Below are 14,110 nucleotides of genomic sequence, written 5' to 3' on the forward strand. Positions count from 1 at the left end.
ATGAAATGAGAAATCCCTTTGAGATGGAAAGGAATTATTGCGGCAGCGAGATAGGTGGGGGCTGCGCCGCTTGAAGCAATGTCGGTCCATTCTCGCCCCTGCTAATCGGGTTCATACGCCACGCCTTCATCGTTTCTGAGCTTCGGGTTCACAGAAGTTCGACGGGCACTGTAGCCGGGTTTTCTTTCGTAAATCGGGTCAGCCACGACCGGTATTGCTCGCACACACAGTTCCGAAGAGAACGCCAGCAAGTTTGGAGATTGGTTGTGCATCGCGGGAACAATAGAGCCTAGGCCATCCGTACAGAATAAATTGACCGCAACATATTCTCCCCAACTGAGTAGATATGGGTCTTCGACATGAACGCGATCAAACTTATTTATCACCTGATCATTATGAAGTATTGGACGCCCGAGTGTTATTGCTGCAATCTGGTTCCTGACCGACAGTGGAAAGCCGATCAGGTACCAGGGGGCAAGCCCGAAGGGCAAACCTTGCGATTTGGAAAGGAGTGTGACGAATGAGAACTCAAGCTCCGAGATAATGCAGGACCCTTCGGTTAACAGAGCACTCACCAGGCGTGGAAAGCTTATGTTTTCAACGGAGAAGAGTGGAGCCGAAGGGACGATTTGGAGCCTCAGTGGCGTGCAATTCGGCGAAATATTCGGCGAAGTAGCAAAGCATTCGGCAAGAAATAGGTTCCCGGTCTGTTCTTCGCCGAAGTTCGCCGAGACCTCATACATCCGGTCAGTTATTCATTGATGATCTGACCCCAACCGCTTCTGAAAACCTGGTCGTGGACAAAACGGCTCTTTAAGAGATTCAAGGATTGATGAGCGCTGCCGGGCTCACCGAGTCGAGTGTCGGCGCCTCTCTGGGCAGCGGTGTCGCGACGGTACAACCCGCCATAGTCGTGCAATTTGGCTTCATCGAACGGGAACTTGGTCGCCGAATCAACGTAAATGGCCGACCGCCACCTCGAGCAGAATTCAATTGTAGGTTTACATCATTAAAACTTTTGCGAGGCAGCCATGACAGTTTACGAACCCGTATCTGCCGAACGGAAAGCAGAGGTGCTGTCGCACTTGCTGATGTTGTCCCGTTCGGGTAGTGGAAAACGCAAGATCACAAATCAGTGCCGCACGGGCTCAGTCATGACCTCATATCCAACATTAGCCAGTTCGGGTATACCCCTTCTCCTCGACAACTTCACGCGATTTCGCGCTCCCTGGACCTCACGATCAGCAGCGCATTTAAGGTGTTAGGTACAGTCTCGAGGGAATGAGGGCTCTGGATTTTCTGCTTAATGGAAACAGACCGGGCTGATTGAAACTTACCCCTATTACCACGATCGGCTTGTAGACCTTCCCGCAATTTTAGGATACACAAGAGCTTTTGAAAGAAATTCTTTCGCGTATGACCTTGTCAACTCTTGGCGGCGAGGAGTTCCGATACGCGCAATTCGAGGCCCCAATTGGAGACATCAACGGCTAGTATATGCGCAGGTCGAGACCAGCGATGAATTGGCACTTCCGAGGATTCCGCCCGGCGCCATCATTGCCGTTTCCTCAATCGGTAGAGATGAACGGGCTAAGCCTGATCCTGACCGACACTACTTATTCCAGCACCGGACCGGGTACTCATGCTGTCGCGGTGTCTTGGACAAAGGGAGACTGATGTTGATCACCGGTGCACAAAGAGTCGACGTCCCGCTAAAGTTCCTATATACCAGCGAAGCTCGAATAATCGGTCGCGTCGCGTGGTTTGTCAGCGGTCTACCTGTACCGGTACGTAGACAAATCGGACATCGGATACCGAGATCTAACGCCCCGTTGCTGCTTCCGTGGGAACACAATTCGTTCGCTTCCCTTCTCACAAGCAAGAAAGAGCGTTTCGCAATAACAGACGCTCGGCTAACCGAACTTGCACCAATTCTTAGAGAGCATTTGGGTGTTAGTTTAAGTGCAATAATGCTGCGTCGCTACCAGCAAGATGGGAGTGGAGTGCCGCGAACCGCCGTGCTTCTGGCAACCGCTGCAGTTCTATCATTGCACTTTTCAGATGTCCTGCGGTTGCTCGATTGTTGGACTCCGACCCGAGATCGTTTTTCGCTCACAACCGTGATGAGCGTCCGAATGGCAAAAGAGCTTCTCCTTTCATTGGATCCTATGCCCGCACCGGAACCTGCGAATCAATGGAACAAATGGCTTGAAGACAGGGGAGAATGGCCGACCCTGCTATCCACAAAGCTTCCATGCTGTCAGTTCAGCAATCAAATCTCATACGCTCACGGCGAATTCGCGCTTTCATGGATTGGACCCTCTGATCGGCGGTGGCTCAATGATCGCACTGGATGACCAGAGTGTCAGTCCACCGAAAAATGGCGCTGTGGCGAAAGAGGGATGGAGCCGGCCCGTTTTCGCAGTTCGACATGATGGGGAAATACTTTGTGGCTACTTGCAATCGGGTGAAACACGTTTGGCCCTTCAACCTCACCCATATTTGGGTATGCCACGTTTACTCTTTCATCGCAATCGGGCGCAACTACTCGGTCAAGCCGTCGCAGTTGCTTCACCCCTCAATCCCGTCGATCTTTGATCAGATTTTGGGTAGGACGATCAGTGTTTGAATAACGCACTCAATCTGTTTTGATGAGACCGCGCATTCATTTGCAAACGATCAGTTGCGTGTCTTTAGCGGAATCCCGCGGCGGATTAGCCTATTCATAAAGGTAGTCTCCGAGCGCATTGATTCCCTCCGGAGTCCCCGTCAGCGGCGGCACGTACTTCCGATAGGAAATATCCGGCCCGTAGAAATCAAGCATGTCGAGGAAGCTCCCCACCGATGCGCTATCCCTGCCAGCCAGTAACTTGTTCAACGAGCAATAGCCGGTGAGCGTATGGCATGATCCACGCTACCCGCGATACATTGCTTCGCCTTTGGCCCAATGATTGCAGATTTCCTGGTCGATCCACACGGTTCGGTCAAGATATACATTTCCTTTCGCGGTCGTGACCTCGCTTACGCGCATTCCGTTTGAATATATGTGCCGCCCGATGACGAGTGGCTCGCGCCGCATCTCACGTGCCTCCTCACCCGACCCTATCACCATTAGAGCCAGCAACAGAAGTGCGTAAGCATGGGAAAGGCTGAAGTCCTTCGGGTTTTTGTAAGCGAGATAGTACGTGACGAAGGTGATGGTCGCTGAAGTGACGACCATCACCAGCAGAATACGCGTGATCTGCGAAAAGGTGCCAGAGCCAATGGTCGATATGCCCAGCGAAAGCAGCGCCGGCTGTGCGGTGGGCACTTGATGGAGATACCACACCAGCGTCAACGGCATCAGGACAAAGGAACGAACAAGCCACATTGCAGTCAAGCAAAGATAGCTGGTCTTGAGCTTGAGTTGTTTCTCATCGTCGATGTGGCTACCCACGCCGCTTACGGTGCCGAAGACGGCGGTGATTAGGCGGAAGAAGCGGGAGTGCTTCTTAAGCTGCAGCAGCCAGTTCTGACGATTAGGCTGCATCGTCAATGCATCATGCGTTGCATGAAAATGTGCTTCCCTCTGCGAAGCTTGGTATGATGCCAGCCGTATGCGAACCGTCAGACGGCAATTGACGATTTCATCGCTGCTGCAGATTCGCTCAGTGGATCAGGTACTACTACTTCGAAACAACTAGCCATACTTGGATAGTCGAACTGCGGTCTATTAGTTGCGGCTGCGATGATGCAGCGAATCGACCTCTTTCGTGCCGTTGTCTACATAGCGCAGCTTCTAGACATGGTGCGATACGGCCCTTCGCCCGGGCTGCGATGTGGAAGTCCGGGTATGGCATTACTCACATCCGTCTTTCAATGCACACCAAACTTTGCAATAGCAGGTGACTAACTGAAACGGAAGATGATTTTCTCGATCAGAATTGCGACAGCGCGACATGAACTTCCCTTCGACATGGGCGGAGTTCCGTGGATAGGACAAGGCCCTATTACTTTACGCGGAGAGCAATATGACGGCGATCAAGGCACAACCGACCCCAGCCCACTGCAGAGGAGGCACGGATTCATGGAGAAGCACCGGTACCAGCGCAATGACCACCACGGGATAGAGCGCTGTGAGAGGCGCAACGATGGAGGCCTTGCCTCCACTCTTGAGCGATGCAAAGAGAGCCCAAGCGCCTACGGCATTGAGGAGTCCGCTGAGCAAGGCGTAGATCAGGTTGATCGTCGAGTAGTGAAAGATCGCGGGTCCGCGATAGAAGAATGGCTCAAGGATCAGAAATCCGACGACGAGCCAGATCAGGGAGGATTCCGCGGAGATGTAGTTGGTGGAGAGCTTTTGCAGGAGACCGACGACTCCCCAGGCAATAAGGGTCAGGATGGAGTACAAGAGCCACGGAGGAATATGCATCTGAGCTAGATCTCCTAAAGCGAGAAGATGACGATGGCAGCGGCGGCGAAAACGAGGCCCAGGGCTTGAATGGGGCGAAAGTTCTCACGCAGGATGGCGACGGCGAGCACGACCGTGATCATGGGATAAAGTGCCGACGTGGCGGTGATCAGAGTTGTATTGCCGTTGGTGTGGTACGCGGCAAAGAGAGCCAGTCCGCCCACTCCTGAAAGCACCCCGTTCAGAACGCCGTATGTGATGCCACGGGCACTCTTCTCAAGCCGGCCGCGGCGCGCAATGAGGAGAGCTACACCGATTGGCAAAGTCCCCACCGTGAAAAGGAATTGCATGGTGTCTGGCGGAATTTCCCGCGAGCCGAGTTTGGAGAGCAGCGCCCATCCACCCCAGCAGATGACGCAGATCATCGCGTACCAGAACCAGCGTGCGCTGCGCATCCGCTGCAACGGCCCTGGAGTTTCCTGTTGTGGGTTTTCGTTCATTGCGACTTCTCCTTTCGGGTGAAGTTGGCTTCATCGACTGCAACCTGCGGAGCGTAACGAAAGCTGCCTGGTTCGATTCCGCGCAGGATCGCCAGGCGCAGTGCTGCCACTTGCAGGGGAACGATTTCAAACAAGGGAGCGAGGGTTGCCGGAAGGGCGGGTGTCTCGCAGACGGTGAGGCTTTGCGATGCGGATGGGGATGGACCGATCAGCCGGACCTGTCCGCCGAAGCGCACCAGGTCTTCAGCCATAGCAAGGTTAAGTTCTCTCGTGTTGTCCGCCGGTGCGAAGACGAATCCGCTGAAGTGACGGTCGACGACTTCGACGGGACCATGCCGGAACGACGCGATCGGCATCGCGACGGCAGGCGCTTTGGCTACCTCGTGGAAGAGCAGCGCGCCTTCCAGCGTGGATGCGACGGATGGTCCGCGACCTAGGAGATAAATATTGGAATCGAGATGTAGGAACGTGTCCCATTGCTCAATCGCGGCGACATTTCCCTCCACATGAGAGGTGAAGGCGGGTAGAATCTGCCGCACCTCGTCTCTGGACGTATCAAGTGTGCCGGCAACGGCACTCCCTAATAAATGGAGAGCGAGAACAGTCCCCGTATAGGTCTGGATTGCGACGATCTGATCGGGGAGACTCGATAAGATTAGGCTCACGTCCGCAGAGCGGGACAGTTGACTCAGAGGCTCGTTCGTCACGCCAATGATGGGGACTTTGCCCTTCATGATCGCTAGGAGCCTGGTAATTTCAATGGACTCGCCGGAGCGGGAGACCATCAGTACGACCGCATTTTTCCATGAGCCTTGGAGGTAATGCAGCAACTCTCCGGCTTCAATGGCAACGGCATCTACTCCGAGAGAGGACAGGAAATACTGCAATGGAATCGAAGCAAACAGCGAGGCACCCATTGCCGCAATGACGACTTTCTTCGCGGACCCGAGCAGGGCCGCAGCCTGCTGCATAGCCGCAGCTCCGTCCTCGCACTGATAACGCAATGCATGAGCGAGCGACTCGGGTTGGGCCTGTATGTTCTTTTCTAACTCAGTCACTTTTGCCTCCTTGTTCTGCGATGGCTGGTCTGCGATTGCGAGAAAACATCCTCTCATGGATTTCGAAGCAGCCAGGACTGCGCTGCTCCAAGCAGGCCTGTGTCGGACCCGAGGCACGACGTAGTGATTGCAGTAAGTTCAGCGGGCACTTGCGTGCACATGCGCAGCACCTGAGATCGAACCTCTTCGAGGAAGAGATCGCTGCTCCGCATCACCCCTCCGCCCAGACGAATGGATTCCGGAGCAAAGAGGGTGACGAGGTTGGCTAACCCCGATGCAAGGTAGTGAGCAGTTCGCCTGACCGTCTGCCTCGCAACAAGATCGCCCTGCCGTGCTCTTTCGCAGATTTCCTCGGCACTTAGAAGTCCGCATTCTGCAGCAACTGTTTGAAACCGCGCGCTCATGGCAGTGCCGCTGGCAAGGCTCTCCCAGCAACCCGAAAGACCGCAGTAGCAAAGGGGGCCGGAGGGATCGATGAGCTGATGGCCCAGTTCTGGATGGGCTCCGTGCACACCGCGATATAACTGACCCGATTGCACGATGCCGCCGCCGATGCCAGTGCTCACGGTGACGTAGATGAGCGTGCCAGTGGGCCGCATCCCTCCCCATGAATATTCGGCCAAGGCAGCGGCATCCGCATCATTTTCAACCGCGACGGAGAGACCGAATCGCGCGACGATCTCTTCGGCGAGATGGCCGTTCTCCCAACCCGGCAGTGTGCCGACGTTGCCGATAATACCTGCTATGGGATCGAGCGGCCCAGGGCAAGCAACTCCGATGCCGTCGATCTTTCCGCATCGGGCAACTAGCTGACGGAGCATACTTTCGATGCGAGCGATTGCGTTCGGGAAGCCCAGTTCAGCTTCTGTTGGACATTCGATGCGATGAAGCGTAACTCCGTCTTCGCGCACAATGCCCGCGGCAATTTTGGTTCCGCCGATGTCGACCGCGCCGATCTGCCTCATGAAAACAGGTCCTTTGCCAGTGCGCGTTTTTGTAGGTCGATCCTTTCGCCCGCCTGCCACACGTCTTCAATCAACATTTCCTTCTCCCAACGAAACCGTATGAGGTCTGCGCGCGATCCTGGGACGAGTTGGCCTCGGCCACTGGCAAATCGACCGGGATTCGATGTTGCCATGGCAAGCGCCTGATGTAACGGGACACCAGCTGCGTTGACCAGATGACTGACGCACTGCGGAAGCGAAGCCGTGGAACCCGCGAGGAGTTCGGAGCCGAAGACACAAAGTTTGCCACTCGCGTGCATTTCGACGCAGCCACCCACCGGAGTGGTGTAAATACCCGGCGGCATTCCGGCGAGCGCGACTGAATCGGAAACCAGCACAGATCGCTCCGCACCTTTTGCGCGCACCATCGACCGCAACATATCGGCAGGAAGATGATGGCCGTCCGCGATGAATGTGGCGGTGAGGCGATCTTCTCCCAACTGAGCCCAGATGGGGTTGCGATGGCGGGCGATCTCCGTTGCGATTGCATTACCCAGGTGAGTCGACAATCGTGCGCCTGCTTCCACTGCCAGGCAAATCTGTTCTGGCGTAGCGTGGGTATGGCCGATGGACACATGCACACCGCGTTCGCACAGCGCTGCGATGTATGCAGGCGATTCATTCCAGTGCGGAGAAAGAGTAACGAGCCCGACGATGCCACCGGAAGCGTGTTGCCAGCGATCAAACTCCTCGATCGATGGGGGACGGACCCACTCCATCGGGTGCGCGCCGCGATAGCCATCGAGTGGAGAGATATGCGGCCCTTCCACATGCACGAAGGGAATGCAGGAGCCTATCCTGGTGTCGCTTCTGCGAGCCTCAGCAATGATCTGAAGAGCGCTGCAGATTCTTTCCTCGGACGCGGTGATGATGGTGGGTGCGAAACATGTCACGCCACGTGCCAGCATGGCATTGACGAGGCCAACAATGGTGTCCCGAGTGAGGTGCTCTGCGTTGATATCGAAGCCGCAACAGCCGTTCACCTGCAGGTCAATCAACCCTGCCGAGAGAAAAAGATCCGTGTCCTCATGGGACGCATCGACGCGCACGATTGCGCCATCCTCCACCAGTACAGAGGAGGAGCGTCCTGTTTGCGGATCACGGCCTGTGATGGTCGAGGTGGACATGGTGTCGGCTCTCTGAGCTGGAATCACGGTCGAGGTAGAGATTGCAGCGCGGGTGAGTTCGGAGTGCTGTTGCGGGGCATTCGCCACTTACTGGCGACTCGAACATGGCTTGCACGGCAGTGCTTTTGAGTTGGCCCGGCACACTGCAAAACAGCGCATAACCGGCAAGCAGCGTTGGCACGGTAAGGGTAATTGCCTGGCGAGGGACATGCTCCAATGTGGCAAAGCAACCGTCGAGCACCTGCTGCTCGCGGCACATGCGGTCGAGCGTGACAATTTTTACTGCGTCAGGATCTTCGAGGTTCGCCGGCGGATCATTGAAGGCGAGATGTCCATTGGTGCCTATGCCCAGCAGCACGAAGTCGATGGGCGCTTCTGCGAGAAGCTTCGCATATTCGTCACAAGTCTCCTGCGGGGAGTCGCCCGGATTGATCGGTTCGAAACGGGCAAGGGGGACATGATCTGCGAATGCCTGACGCAGCCAGTTGGCAAATCGCTGCGGTGCATCTTCCGGAAGACCGATGTACTCATCCATGTGGAAGGCCGTAACGCGGGTCCAGTCGATCTCCGGCTCCTGAATGAGGGCAGCAAGCATTTCGGACTGGCTGGGCGCGGCAGCCAGGATCATGCGAACACCCTCTTGCTCGCCCAGCCGAGCGCGGAGTGCGCCAGCGATGTGGCTTGCGGCAGTGTGGCCGAGTTCCATGCGAGACTCAGCGACATGGACTTTCATGATTTCTCCCATCGATAGAGATCAGCTCTTTATGTTGCTGCGATTAGGGGTTTGTGCATGCCGTCTGCCTGGGGTTTGTAGCCGGAAGGTTCAACGAGAGACGCGTGGCCTTCGCTGTTTGTGGACTCCGCAACTTCTGCGGCTGGAATAAATGTGGTGTGCCCCTTACGCATGATGTGGCGATAAATGAAGAACACGATAAGCGCGATGGAACTTAAGCCAAACCCGAACCAGAAGGCCACGATGTAGCTACCCGACCACCGGATCAGAAAACCGGAGATAGCCACCACGGTACCGGTGCAGAAATTACGCACCAGCGAGACTGTAGAGGTGTAAGAACCGGTATCGGCTTTGTCCATCGTCTTCCATAGGATGGCGTCCCCAGCCACCTGCAGCGGCATGAAGACAAAGTAGAGCGAGGTGAGAACGATCAGGCCGTGAAGGTTGGTGACATGCGCGGACCAGATGGCCAGAACAAGCATCAACGCCCACTCGATCGACAGAGCGATGTAGCTGCCAAAGCGATCGATGAGCCAGCCCGCGGGGTAGGACACGGCGACCTGCAGCAGCATACCCCAGGAGATGGCAATGCCCGTATCACCGATGCTGAGGCCAAGCTTGGAACGCGCATAAAACCAGACCCACGTCTTGAAGATGATGGGAAAGGCATTGAGCAGAGCAACGGCAACAATCAATATCAGAATGCGCCGGTCTCGGCAGGCAACTTTGATGGGCGCCAGCAGGTTGAAGCGACCTACCGCTGGATGATGAATCGGAGGCTCTTTGATGCGCCAGAGGGCGATCAGCGTCATGGCTGTCATCACAATAGCAGCAGCGAAGAATACCCCTGTAGGACTCGCATCTGCCATTTTGGAGCCCAGGCGGGAAGAGAGAAAGCCTGCCACACTGATCATGATGGCAATGATGCCGGAGACGCGCGCCAGCACCTCTTTTGACACGCAGTCGATGGCCAGCAGAGGGTAGGTGGAGGCCTTCATGTCGTTGAAGAAGAAATAGAGCAGCATCAACCCGACGAGCAGCCACTTTTCACTGAACATCGGAAAGAGCACAAGCGCAATTGCGATGAACGGCAGTGAGATGAGAACAAACGGAGTGCGACGGCCCAGGCGGCTGGTGCAATGGTCGCTCTTCCAGGAAAAATACATGACGAGAAAACTGACTGCCCATAGGTTGGCAGAGGTAATCAGGCCGATGGTTGACTCGCTGACCCCGACCGATTTGAGACGCAGATTCATCAGCGGCTCCACGATGGTCATCGCAAGCGCCGTACCAAAATGGCCAAACGTGATCCATCCCACGTTGCCCCACATCAGCTTACGGTCGGCATAGAACCGGCCCAGCGCTGCCAGCTCGTCTGGGGCACCCAGAGCGGTCTCAGGCGGCGCTGTGTGGTCCATGCTGTCAGAGGTTGGCATCGTCTTCTTCTCCGTTTTCTGCAAACGAAATCATGGCATCGCTATCGCAACTCATCCAGACGTACCGGCCGCCGTTCTGTCGCTGAGAGTTCGGCTGCAAAGCAGAGCCGGGTTGTTTCGAGAGCGTCGCGTGGATCGATGCTGGGCGGCTCGCCTTCTGCAACCCGCCGAACAATATCCAGAGCCTGCTCGTGCGTGTTGTGAAAGTACGCAAAATCGCGATCGGGTTTCCAGGTGCCATTCTCTACCCATGCACTCGTCTGGCCATAGTCGTCTTCGCCGAACTCCCATCGCTTGACGGTGCGCGGAAACACATCTGTCTCAGCCGCACCCTTCTCGCCGTAGATCATGTAGCGTAGCGCGTGTCCATCGCCGGATTGCTGCGACACCGCATTCTGCAATGGGTCGCCCTTAAAGCTGGCGGCCGGACCCATCATGAAGGTGAGTTGGCTGACAGCCCCACCCTTGAAGCGGTACGAGCAATGGTAGTTATCATGCACTTCGTAATAGGGAATGATGTTGGGCGCGGAGTTTGCGTATACCTCTTCGACCGAGTCGCCGATCCACCACCGCACCAGGTCGACATAATGGCTAAGCTTCTCACCGAACATCCCACCGCTTGTTTTGCTGGCAACTCGCCAGAGATCGTTGCGTCCCCAGGCACTTGAAATATACGTGCATTGTGTATTCAGCACGCGCCCTAGCAGGCCACGGTCAATCCAGTCTTTCACTGTGGTGTACAGGTGCGAATAACGCAGTTCAAAACCCACCTGCAGAAAGCCGTGGGTACGTTCGGCTGCTTCCACCATCGCCGTTGCGTCTTCGAGCGAGGTGGCCATGGGCTTCTCACACATCACTGCTTTGCCGGCTTCTAGAGCTGCAATCGTCAACTCCCGATGTACATCGTTGGAAGCCGTGATAAACACCAGCTTGATCGCAGGATCGCCAAGCACATCATCAAGCGCAGCGGCTGCCTTCACTGGATAGATATGTTGAAGCTCCTGCAACTTCTCAGCGACCGGGTCGTAGGCCGTAATGCCGCGGACCAGAGGGCTGGCAGTGAGATGCTGAAGCACGTGCTGTCCCATTCGTCCGCTGCCAAGGATCGCCACCTCAATGGCCTTGTCTGAACTCATACTTTCACCCTTTGATTTTTGTAGTTGTTGTCAATCTTGAGAATCGTGCCTGGTATGCGTTATGTGTCTTCCAGCTCTCGTCGCCGACGGCTGACCAAGGATCAAGCCTGAAGCCAGATGCCGCGGAAGGCGTGATGTCGAGCTGCGTATAGAGCTGTCCTGCTCCAGTGTCGACGATGTAGGTCACGTCGACCGGCCCACTGAAGCTTATCTCGTCTTCGCCGTGCCGCAACCTTCGGAGCCCCATCGCAGTGATGCGCTGGTCGTGGTCGTCCCACATGAGGCATTCGCATTCACATTGCACACCGAGCGCCGCTAATGTCCCATAACCGAAGCGAACAGCGCCTCCCGCAGGGAGTCGAACCGCACTGTCCGAGAGGCTGACCTCGCCGCGCTTCATGGTCAGTGCAACAAGGAATGCCCCACGTTCTACTGGCTCGTTTTCTTCCAGACGCCAACGCCGGTAGCGTGGAAACCGGCCTTCGCTTATCTCTTCCGCTCCAGTGTTGTTCAGTCCGTAGATATATCCAGGAACCCATGTGGGCTCCTCAACTACGACGCGAGCGGAAGAAGACTGACCCATCACCTGCACGAATATCTCTCCGCGCTCCGCATCATCCAGTCCCTTGCCGCCACCCTTGATACCGGCGATCAGATTTGCCTGGCCGCCCGTCAACCGGTACGCTCCATCTCCAAGATCCGTAATCGAACCGGAACAATGCAGATGGGTGGCAAATCGTATAGCTCGCGAACCCGAGAATGCGTCGGAGAGCAGCATAACGCCGGTCTTTCGATCGAGGATGAAAACCCTGTCTGCCTTCTGCACCTTGAGCCGAGGATCGAGCGCATGCGTGATAATAACGTGGACGAATAAGAAGCGTTCGTCAATCAAACACCGTCGAATAATGCCGCAGTTTTCAGGAGCAACCGCACCATTCAGGTACTGGCCGTTGGTGAGTGCACCGCCGTCCTCAAAGCACATCGTGTTGGTCAATGCGCTGTTGAGACCGTAAGTGCCCATGTCGATATTGCACAGCACCGGTATGCCATCCATGGCCACAGCAAGTGCACCCATGGATGGCGCGAACTCGCGGTTGTGCGGCATTAGGTGAAAGACGGCGCGCCTTCCCGCCTTAGGACCTCCGCTGATGGACACGGCAAGCGTATGTTCGCCGTGAACCGTAGCGATGATGTCGCCCACATCCCGCGCGAAGAGCGGACGGTCCGTGCCTTGCGCGATCGAGCCAGCGACCTGCGGTGCGTACAGCAGATCGAAGATGCCGAGGGCCACGTGACCGGTTGCGCGCCTTTCTCTCTCCGCGAAAGACCTGTAGATGTCTTCAATGCCCGGCGTGGGATGGAAGTGGCTAAGGAACGCAGTAAGAAAGCGATGCTCGCGGGTGCGCAGGCCTCGTTGCAGCTCCTGACTGTTTGGAGCGTCGAAACAAGCCAGCAGCGCTTCTCCGAGGTGATCGAGGAAGACGCTTGTATCCAGTTCCGGACGCTGGCCGCCAAACGTGTGTGCGGCTGCAAGGTAAAGAACCAGGTGGAAGGGAAAGTAGGTAGCCCATGCGGCCTTGCCGCTATCGGGAAACAGGGTCAGGCTTTCACAGAACAGGCCGTGAAAAAACGGGAGAGCTCGGCGCGCGATCTGCAATTCGTCATAGAAGGCCATGCATGCGATTGCGGCTCCGTTCCATGCTCCGAGTGAATGCGGATCAACCGCGGGGCAGCCCATATAGCCACGCTGCAGCAGCGTGAAGTCATAAATTTTTCCGATGTATTCTTCGGCCTTTGCCAGGATGGCACGTCGATCTTCATCACTCAGCAATGGCTGGAGGTACTCCCACCCTAGTGCAGTCTGATAGAGACGCAACCCAATTACGCGGTCATTGTCTCCGCCCATGAGCAGGGGATCGGGGCGGCCGCTCCAGCTAGGCGCATGGGCAAGCTCGACAATCCTGTCCCGGGCACGAGCGCCGATCTCCCGGTCACCCGTAAGCAGGAAGAACAGGCTGGCCAGCTCGAGAGTACCCTGGCTATTGTCGGTCAGAAAGACCAAATCCTCTGTCGCGAGCTGACGCCGCAGCAATTCAAACTCCTCAGTTCCCTGCCAGCGTTCGCGAACCTGCGTTGCATCCTGCGAATTGAGGAATATACGAGGCCGTGAGCTCGAGGCCGGCTCAAGCATAATGGCCTTTCGATCATCGTGGCGAAGCTCGAAGTAAGCGAGCCTGCCCAAGTCCATGCGCTGGCGGTCGCGCTCGATGAACTCCAGCACCAACTCGTTCCTGCCGCTTTGTGCCTCGAAACCAAAATCGGCGGTGAGAAGCTGCGCTGCGATTTCGTTCGGGCCGGGCATGGAGAACCAGAGGCCACCTTTGAGGCGTCCATTCACGTACACGCACATCATGGGGACCGCCATGACATTGCGGATATGATCGAGATCCCACGGGCCCACCGACACCCGCTTTCCATCCGGAACCTGTACCATCTCGATCATCGCGGAGGACATGTCAAACGATCCGGGCAACGTGGCGAAGCTGCCCCGATATAGTCCTGCTTCCAGTTCAACGTGTAGCGTAAGGCAATCCGCGCTGCACTGGATGCCACTTACCCGTCCGATCACGTCAATCAGCTCAACGGAGTCCGATGGACTCAACTGCGAGGCAATCGGCTTGAGGTAAGCGATGAGATCGCTGTTCTTCATGGTCTGTCCGAAGTTC

11 protein-coding genes are annotated in these 14,110 nt (G+C 56.2%); all 11 read right to left on the minus strand.

Annotated elements, in window-relative coordinates; genetic code table 11:
- Positions 1-101 precede the first annotated feature (101 nt).
- The gene (locus tag AC5S27_RS18430) at positions 102-743 is read right to left on the minus strand and encodes a hypothetical protein (RefSeq protein ID WP_493936022.1); all 642 of its coding nucleotides are present in this window, start codon (positions 741-743) and stop codon (positions 102-104) included.
- 2,171 nt (positions 744-2,914) lie between these two features.
- On the minus strand, positions 2,915-3,529 hold the full coding sequence (locus AC5S27_RS18435; RefSeq protein ID WP_493936023.1) for a hypothetical protein: 615 nt from the start codon (positions 3,527-3,529) through the stop codon (positions 2,915-2,917).
- 465 nt (positions 3,530-3,994) lie between these two features.
- Positions 3,995-4,411, minus strand: a complete 417-nt coding sequence (locus AC5S27_RS18440) for an EamA family transporter (RefSeq protein ID WP_493936024.1) — start codon at positions 4,409-4,411, stop codon at positions 3,995-3,997.
- Positions 4,412-4,425: 14 nt separating this feature from the next.
- Positions 4,426-4,890 (minus strand): EamA family transporter, encoded by a 465-nt coding sequence (locus tag AC5S27_RS18445; protein WP_493936025.1) that lies wholly within the window; start codon positions 4,888-4,890, stop codon positions 4,426-4,428.
- Positions 4,887-5,948 carry an SIS domain-containing protein gene (locus AC5S27_RS18450; protein ID WP_493936026.1) on the minus strand — a complete coding sequence of 354 codons (1,062 nt, stop codon included), beginning with the start codon at positions 5,946-5,948 and terminating at the stop codon, positions 4,887-4,889. Before AC5S27_RS18450 ends, AC5S27_RS18445 begins: the two co-directional genes overlap by 4 nt.
- Positions 5,949-6,001: 53 nt before the next feature.
- Positions 6,002-6,913 (minus strand): ROK family protein, encoded by a 912-nt coding sequence (locus AC5S27_RS18455; RefSeq protein WP_493936027.1) that lies wholly within the window; start codon positions 6,911-6,913, stop codon positions 6,002-6,004.
- Positions 6,910-8,079: an N-acetylglucosamine-6-phosphate deacetylase gene (locus AC5S27_RS18460; RefSeq protein ID WP_493936028.1), complete on the minus strand. Its 1,170-nt coding sequence runs from the start codon at positions 8,077-8,079 to the stop codon at positions 6,910-6,912. Before AC5S27_RS18460 ends, AC5S27_RS18455 begins: the two co-directional genes overlap by 4 nt.
- Positions 8,051-8,812, minus strand: a complete 762-nt coding sequence (locus tag AC5S27_RS18465) for a glucosamine-6-phosphate deaminase (RefSeq protein ID WP_493936029.1) — start codon at positions 8,810-8,812, stop codon at positions 8,051-8,053. The genes AC5S27_RS18460 and AC5S27_RS18465 overlap by 29 nt, the downstream gene beginning before the upstream one ends.
- 29 nt (positions 8,813-8,841) lie before the next feature.
- On the minus strand, positions 8,842-10,248 hold the full coding sequence (locus tag AC5S27_RS18470; protein ID WP_493936030.1) for an MFS transporter: 1,407 nt from the start codon (positions 10,246-10,248) through the stop codon (positions 8,842-8,844).
- 41 nt (positions 10,249-10,289) lie between these two features.
- Complete coding sequence (locus AC5S27_RS18475; RefSeq protein ID WP_493936031.1) at positions 10,290-11,384, minus strand: Gfo/Idh/MocA family protein; 1,095 nt, start codon at positions 11,382-11,384, stop codon at positions 10,290-10,292.
- Between the two features lie 4 nt (positions 11,385-11,388).
- On the minus strand, positions 11,389-14,094 hold the full coding sequence (locus tag AC5S27_RS18480; RefSeq protein WP_493936032.1) for a hypothetical protein: 2,706 nt from the start codon (positions 14,092-14,094) through the stop codon (positions 11,389-11,391).
- Positions 14,095-14,110 lie beyond the last annotated feature (16 nt).

The sequence above is a fragment of the Acidicapsa borealis genome (assembly GCF_059115245.1).

Coding starts and splice junctions, on each gene's coding strand:
- AC5S27_RS18430 (WP_493936022.1), bottom strand. CDS start 743: ATGTATGAGGTCTCGGCGAACTTCGGCGAAGAACAGACCGGGAACCTA.
- AC5S27_RS18435 (WP_493936023.1), bottom strand. CDS start 3,529: ATGCAGCCTAATCGTCAGAACTGGCTGCTGCAGCTTAAGAAGCACTCC.
- AC5S27_RS18440 (WP_493936024.1), bottom strand. CDS start 4,411: ATGCATATTCCTCCGTGGCTCTTGTACTCCATCCTGACCCTTATTGCC.
- AC5S27_RS18445 (WP_493936025.1), bottom strand. CDS start 4,890: ATGAACGAAAACCCACAACAGGAAACTCCAGGGCCGTTGCAGCGGATG.
- AC5S27_RS18455 (WP_493936027.1), bottom strand. CDS start 6,913: ATGAGGCAGATCGGCGCGGTCGACATCGGCGGAACCAAAATTGCCGCG.
- AC5S27_RS18460 (WP_493936028.1), bottom strand. CDS start 8,079: ATGTCCACCTCGACCATCACAGGCCGTGATCCGCAAACAGGACGCTCC.
- AC5S27_RS18465 (WP_493936029.1), bottom strand. CDS start 8,812: ATGAAAGTCCATGTCGCTGAGTCTCGCATGGAACTCGGCCACACTGCC.
- AC5S27_RS18470 (WP_493936030.1), bottom strand. CDS start 10,248: ATGCCAACCTCTGACAGCATGGACCACACAGCGCCGCCTGAGACCGCT.
- AC5S27_RS18475 (WP_493936031.1), bottom strand. CDS start 11,384: ATGAGTTCAGACAAGGCCATTGAGGTGGCGATCCTTGGCAGCGGACGA.
- AC5S27_RS18480 (WP_493936032.1), bottom strand. CDS start 14,094: ATGAAGAACAGCGATCTCATCGCTTACCTCAAGCCGATTGCCTCGCAG.